Origin of the sequence: Oscillochloris sp. ZM17-4, assembly GCF_019599295.1 — a bacterium.
Lineage (GTDB): Bacteria > Chloroflexota > Chloroflexia > Chloroflexales > Chloroflexaceae > Oscillochloris.
In genome coordinates this window covers 61577-68136 of the sequence record NZ_JAIEWN010000030.1, presented here as the reverse complement: position 1 = coordinate 68136, position 6560 = coordinate 61577, and the positions used below count along the sequence as shown (strand labels likewise).

At 68.4% G+C, this 6560-nt stretch carries 7 protein-coding genes; all 7 read left to right on the top strand.

Features of this window, described 5'->3' with window-relative positions; all coding sequences use genetic code 11:
* Nucleotides 1-131 precede the first annotated feature (131 nt).
* The gene (gene secE, locus K2Z83_RS19335; protein WP_220596829.1) at nt 132-359 is read left to right on the top strand and encodes a preprotein translocase subunit SecE; all 228 of its coding nucleotides are present in this window, start codon (nt 132-134) and stop codon (nt 357-359) included.
* A gap of 23 nt (nt 360-382) precedes the next feature.
* The gene (nusG, locus tag K2Z83_RS19330) at nt 383-973 is read left to right on the top strand and encodes a transcription termination/antitermination protein NusG (protein WP_220596828.1); all 591 of its coding nucleotides are present in this window, start codon (nt 383-385) and stop codon (nt 971-973) included.
* Nucleotides 974-1126: 153 nt separating this feature from the next.
* A complete protein-coding gene (rplK, locus tag K2Z83_RS19325) occupies nt 1127-1552 on the top strand; it encodes a 50S ribosomal protein L11 (protein WP_220596827.1) in 426 nt (141 codons plus the stop codon).
* 104 nt (nt 1553-1656) lie between these two features.
* Nucleotides 1657-2373 carry a 50S ribosomal protein L1 gene (gene rplA / locus K2Z83_RS19320; protein ID WP_220596826.1) on the top strand — a complete coding sequence of 239 codons (717 nt, stop codon included), beginning with the start codon at nt 1657-1659 and terminating at the stop codon, nt 2371-2373.
* 405 nt (nt 2374-2778) lie between these two features.
* Nucleotides 2779-3327, top strand: a complete 549-nt coding sequence (gene rplJ / locus K2Z83_RS19315; RefSeq protein ID WP_220596825.1) for a 50S ribosomal protein L10 — start codon at nt 2779-2781, stop codon at nt 3325-3327.
* A 71-nt stretch (nt 3328-3398) separates the two neighbouring features.
* Nucleotides 3399-3794: a 50S ribosomal protein L7/L12 gene (rplL, locus tag K2Z83_RS19310; RefSeq protein WP_220596824.1), complete on the top strand. Its 396-nt coding sequence runs from the start codon at nt 3399-3401 to the stop codon at nt 3792-3794.
* A 162-nt stretch (nt 3795-3956) separates the two neighbouring features.
* The coding region (locus K2Z83_RS19305; RefSeq protein WP_220596823.1) for a hypothetical protein at nt 3957-6560 on the top strand (2604 nt) is incomplete at its 3' end.

The window sequence follows — 6560 nt, the reverse complement described above, 5'->3', positions numbered from 1 at the left end:
TCGCACCGTCGGCGCCGGCGTCGTCACCAAGATCATCGAGTAGGCTCTGCATGCTGGCATCGGAGTAGGGACGCAGCGCGCTGCGTCCCTACTCCGATGCCACCCCTACACCGCCTACTTAAGGAAATATAATGGCCGTGGCCAAAGAAAAAGAGCGAGATCAGCAGGAAAATGTCGTCGCGCGCACGCTTCGTGAGACTCGGAGCGAGCTCCGGAAGGTCGTTTGGCCGAACCGCGAGGAGACGACCCGGCTGACGATCGTTGTTATCGCCATCTCTGTGACTATTGGTCTCATTCTGTTTGTTGGCGATTCGCTGTTCCTGTTCCTGTACACGCAGCTGGTTTCGCTCCTGAGTTAAGAGCTAGTGATGTGGGGGCTGCAGTGACAGAGGAAGAAAAAAAAGAGAGCGGTGAGAGCACCCTGAAGCCGAGCGAGGGCGGCGAAGAGCGTCGCTGGTATGTGATTCACACCTACTCTGGCTATGAGAACAAGGTCAAGCAGAACCTGGAGCATCGCATCGACTCAATGGAGATGCGCAACCAGATCTTCCGCGTGATTGTGCCCACCGAAGAAGAGATTGAGATCAAGAACGGCCAGCGCCGCACCGTCAATAAGAAGATCTACCCCGGCTATGTGCTGGTGCAGATGCATATGACGGACGACTCCTGGTATGTTGTCCGGAACACCCCCGGCGTCACCAGCTTTGTCGGCCACGGCAACCGCCCCACCGCACTTGAGGACGATGAGGTCAAGACCATCCTCAAGCAGATGGAGGGCGAGGCTCCTAAGGTGCGCGTCAGCTACCAGAAGGGCCAGTCCGTCAAGATCACCGATGGCCCCTTCACCGACTTTGAGGGTGTGGTCGATGCGATCGACCACGAGCGCGGCCGCGTCCGCGTCCTCGTCTCCTTCTTCGGGCGCGAGGCGCCCGTTGAGCTAGACTTCCTCCAGGTCACACGCCTGGTCGACTAGAACTCACGCGCAAGCTTCGTTTGCGTTACGCTGGGGGCCTCTGGCCCCCACACGTATGTCTGACACCTCACCGATCGGCAGACGAAGCCGGCCGGCCCGGTGAGGGAGGAGCGCGGCGGCCCGCCGCGATCTCCACTACAGAGGAGCATTGTTGTGGCAAAGAAACTCGTCGGAATCGTCAAGCTTCAGCTCCCCGCCGGGAAGGCAACCCCGGCCCCGCCCGTCGGCCCCGCCCTGGGCCAGTACGGTATCAATATCATGGGCTTTGTGAAGGAGTATAACGAGAAGACCTCGTCTCAGGCCGGCAGCATCGTGCCGGTTGAGATCACGATCTACTCCGACCGCTCCTTCCAGGTGAAGCTGCTCACCCCGCCCGCCGCAGACCTGCTGCGCAAGGCGGCCGGCGCGGCCAAGGGCTCGGGCACGCCGAACCGCACCAGCGCCGGCCAGATCACCCGCGCCCAGCTGCACCAGATCGCGCAGCAGAAGCTGCCCGATATGAACGCCCTCGATATCGAGGGGGCCGAGAAGATTATCGCCGGCACCGCCCGCAGCATGGGAATCAAGATCGTTGACTAATGTGGAATGCTGAATGCTGAATGTGGAATGCTCTGACAATTCAACATTCGACATTCTCAATGTGGGAGGGCCGCTGGCCCGTCTGACCACGAAAGGAATGCGCAATGCCGAAGCACGGCAAGAAGTACACCGCCGCGGCCGCGAAGGTTGACCGGAACCAGCTGTACACGCCCGAGGAGGCGATCAGCCTGGTGAAGGAGACGTCCTTCGTCTCCTTTGACTCCACGATCGAGGTTCACCTGCGCCTCGGGATCGACCCGCGCCACGCCGACCAGAATATCCGCACCACCGTCGCCCTGCCCCACGGCACCGGCAAGTCGGTGCGCGTTCTGGTCTTCGCCCAGGGCGATGCGATCCAGGCGTCCCTGGACGCTGGGGCCGACTTCGCCGGCGCCGATGACATTATCGCCCGCGTCGATAAGGAGAATTTCTTCGACTTCGACGTGGCGATCGCCACCCCCGATATGATGGGCAAGGTCGGCCGTATCGGCCGTAAGCTCGGCCCCCGCGGCCTGATGCCGAACCCCAAGAGCGGCACGATCGTCCCTGCCGAGGACCTCCCCCGCACGATCCGTGAGGTGCGTGGCGGCCGCGTCGAGTTCCGCAACGATAAGACCGGCATCCTGCACGTGGCGATCGGCAAGGTGAGCTTCACGCCCCAGCAGATCACCGAGAACTTCATCTCGCTGATGGAGGCGGTGAAGGCGGCCAAGCCTAGCGGCGCTAAGGGTGTCTATATCCGCAGCGTGACGCTGACGAGCACGATGGGCCCGGGCATCCCGATGAACCCGAGTCTGGTGCAGACGATGAACCAAGGGTAGCGGATCCGCCTGTGGTCGCCGCTGTAAGGGCGTAGCAGCGCGGCGCTGCTACGCCCCTCCTGGCTACGCCCCTCCTGGCGCGGCGCTGCTACGCCTCTCCTGGCTACGCCCCTCCTGGCGCGGCGCTGCTACGCCCCTCGTGGCGCGGCGCTGCTACGCCCCTCGCCCGACCGCCGCCGGATGGCAAAAGCGTGGTATAATCCGCGCGGCCCTGAAAAATTCATAGCCACCCTAGACAGCTTGGTGGGTCGCACGGGCGCCCCTTAATGGCCAGCAGGCCGCCAGCCGAGGTTGTGCAGATATGATCAACGCGGGCGTGCCCGCGCCGTCATATTCACACTCGGCCGCTGTGTCTAGGACGCAGTGGTCTTTTTGTACATCACGCGCAAGAGAGGGGGTGAACGAATGCCAACACAGCGCAAGATCGATATTGTCGAGGATCTGTCTGATAAGATGTCGCGTATGCAGCTGGCGGTGGTGGCTGACTACCGCGGCTTCACGGTTGCTGAGCTGACGGCCCTGCGGGCGAAGCTCCGTGATAACGGCGCAGAGATGATCGTCGCCAAGAACACGCTGCTCCGCCTGGCCGCCCGCAACAGTGGGCGCGAGGCGATCGAGCCGCTGCTCGAAGGCCCGACGGCCGTGGCCTTTGCCTACGATGATGTGTCTAAGGTTGCCAAGGTGCTGCTGGACGCGTCGAGGACAGGCCCGAAGGCGCTGGTCGTCCGCGGCGGCCTGCTGGGCACCAGCCCGATCGGGGCCGATGGCCTGGAGAATGTGACGAAGCTGCCCAGCCGCGAGCAGGCTCTGGCTCAGGTGGTCGGCGCTATCTCCGCGCCGGTGTCCGGTGTGGTCGGCGTGATCAACGCGGCCATCTCGAATGTCGTCTATGTGGTGCAGGCCCGCATCGATCAGCTGCAGCCGCCCACGGAGTCCGCCGGCGAGGCCGCCTAGTCGGCCGCCGCTGCCCTTCTGGCCTATATTTGTCGATAGTAGAGTTAGCACACTTTAAGGAGCGTGTCGCGATGGCGAGCGATAAGGTTAACGCGATCGTTGAGTCGATTGAGACCCTGAACGTGCTCGAGCTGGTCGAGCTGAAGAAGACGATGGAAGACAAGTGGGGCGTCACGGCCGCCGCGCCGATGATGATGGGCGGGTTCGCCGCCCCGGCCGCCGGCGAGGCCGCCGCCGCCGCCCCGGTCGAGGAGCAGACGGAGTTCGACGTGATCCTCAAGGAGATCGGCGCCAACAAGATCCAGGTGATCAAGGCGGTGCGCGAGCTCACCAGCCTGGGCCTGAAGGAGGCCAAGGATCTGGTCGAGGCCGCCCCCAAGGCGGTCAAGGAGGGCGTCAGCAAGGAGGACGCCGAGGCCGCCAAGGCGAAGCTGGCCGAGGCCGGCGCCACCGCCGAGGTCAAGTAGGTACCAAAAAGCGGCGCGGGCGGCAAATGCCGCCCGCGCCGCTTTTTGTTGGGCGCACGCGACGTCAGTCGCCAGCCAGGGGGGCGCGCAGGACGTTGCCCATGCCCTGTGGGCGCAGGCGGCGCGCAGCCCCGCCCCCGCGTTTGTAGTATGATGAGTGGCATGAGCACGCTGACACCGAGCCGGAACCTGCCGCAGGCCTTCGCCGCACTGGAGGCGCTCCCCGCGCTCCACGCCGAGGTCTCGGCGAGCCTGGAGCGCCAGGCCGCCCGCGCCGCAGCCTGCCTGAGCCGCGCCGTCGAGCGCACCCGCCTTCTCGCCATGATCGAGGCGGCCGCCGCTGGTGCGCGCGGCGGCCTGCTGGCCATCGAGGGGCCGCCCGGCAGCGGGGTCACCACCGCCCTCGCGGCCCTCGCCGCGCGCCACCCGATGCCCCTCTGGCTCGCCGATGATGACCCCGCCGGCCTCCCGGCCCTCTACGCCCAGATCATCGCCCTGCGCCGCCCCGGAGTCCCGCTGATCGACCCCGCATCGTTCACCGACCCCACCGCCCTCGATAGGCTGCTCGCCGAGGCGGCCAGTCACCCCGATGGCCCGCTCACCCTGCTGATCGATCTGCCCGCGCGCGACACGCAGCCCAGGATGCCAGCCGCGCCGATCATCCCTGGCGATATCCCGCCTGGGGTCACGGTGATCGTTGGGTGCGCCCCGGGGGCCGCGCTGCCGGTGGCCCCGAGGGCGCGGCTGCGCCTGCCCGACGATGACCCGGACGTCGCCGAGGTCGCGGCCCGCGCCCTGGCCGCCGCTGGCTATGCGAGTGAGGGCGCGGGGCCGCTGCTGGCCGCCGCCGGCGGCAACATGCTCTACACGCGCCTCGCGGCGGCCTGGCTGCCCGAGGGCCTGATCGACCCTGCGGCCCCGCCCGAGGGCCTGGGTGCGCTGCTCAACCACTGGTGGCAGGGGCTCGATATGACGGGGCAGCGGCTGGCCCTGCTGCTGGCCGCCGCCGGCGACGCGCTGCCCCTGTCGATCGCGGCCGACCTGCTCGGCGAAGACCCCGAGCCGCGGCTGCTGCGCTGGGAGGCGCTCCAGCTGATCGACCTCGCCATGCAGGCGGCCCCGCACGAGCCGGATGGCCCCCCAGGCCCGCCCCTGATGCTGGCGACGCTCACGCATAGTGCCCTGCGCAGCTTCCTGGCGAGCCGCGCGCCCGATCATATCGCGCAGGCCCACGCCGACCTGTCCGACCTCGCCGCCCGCTGCCTCGCGGATGGCGCGCCTGGCGCGGCCGCCTCGCCAATAGGTCGCTACCTCTCCTTGCAGATGGCCCGCCACGCCGCCCTCGGCCCGCGTGAGGAGCGCGACTCGCGGCTGGCCCAGGTCACCTCGCGCGAGTGGGTGCGCGCCCAGGAGCGCCGCGCATCGTGGGCCGACGCCTATCGCGATGCGGCCTGGGAGATGCGCGCGGCAGCAGTCGGGCCGCCCCTGCGCACGGTTCGCGCGGCCGCCCTGGCGGGAACCCTGGCGACCCGCGCCCGCACCCTCAACGATGACAGCGCCGTCGCGGCGATGGTGGCCGGCCTTGAGCACGTCGGGCGCGAGGTCGCCCTCAAGCGCGTGATCGAGCTGGTCGATCATCTGCCCGACGGCATGGACAAGGCCCAGACCTTGCGCCGGATCGGCGAGGCCTGCTATGGCGCGCGCATGCGATCCTCGGCGATGCGCCTGCTCTCGCGCGCCCTCGATCTGGAGGCGAGCCCGACCTCTCACAGCTGGCGCGAGCAGCGCGAGCAGCTCTTCGTGGCCCTCGCCTCTGCCGCCGTGAGCCTTGGGGACGCTGCGGTCGCGCTGGCTGTCGGCGAGCGGATCGAGCATCTGGAGCGCCGCGCGATGGTCGAGACCCAGGTGACGCGACACCTGATCGCCGTCGGCGACCTTGGTCGCGCCCGCCGCGTCGCCCAGGGGATTCTGCACGAGGGCATGGGCTCCTGGGCGCGGGCCGAGGTCGCCGTGGCCCTCACGCGGGCCGGCGACGCCCGCGGCGCCATGATCCTGGAGGAGATCACCCTGGAGACGGTGGCCGCCTGGGCGCAGATCGAGCTGGCCTGTGACCTGGCGGCGGCTGATGACCGGGCCGCCCACGCGCGGATCGACGCCCTGCCCAGCCCCGGCCAGCGCGACCGCGGCCTCGCCCGGCTGGCCCACGCCCTGGCCCTCGCCGAGAAGGATGGGGACGCGCTCGCCGCCGCCGAGCGGATCGGCGCGGTTGAGGTGCGGGTCGCCGCGCTCCTCGACCTGCGTCTGACCCTGGACGGCCTCGTGGCCATGCTGGCCATCGAGCGCGCCACCAGCGATATCGACTCGCTCACCGGCGATGATCGCGCGCCGCTGCTGGCCGCGCTCGCCGCCGCCCACGCCGCGCTCGGTCGCCGGGAGGGGGCCCTGCGGATCACGGCGCAGCTCCCCGAGGGTGAGGAGCGCGACCGGGCGCTCGCCAAGGTCTCCGTGGCGATAGCGCAGAGCGGCGACTACGCGGAGGCCCAGACCACCCTGGGGCAGCTTCATGATGATGATGAGCGCGACTGGGCGCGGGATGAGATCGCCCGCCTGCTCGCCAGCAGCGGGCGCTGGGACGAGTGCCAGGCCATGGTGGCGCGCATCGGCGCCGATGATCAGCGGGCGCGCACATCTGCCGACCTGGCGATCGAGCGGGCCAGGGCCGGCGACCCGCTGGCGGCCCTGGCGCAGGCCGCCGCCATCGATGTG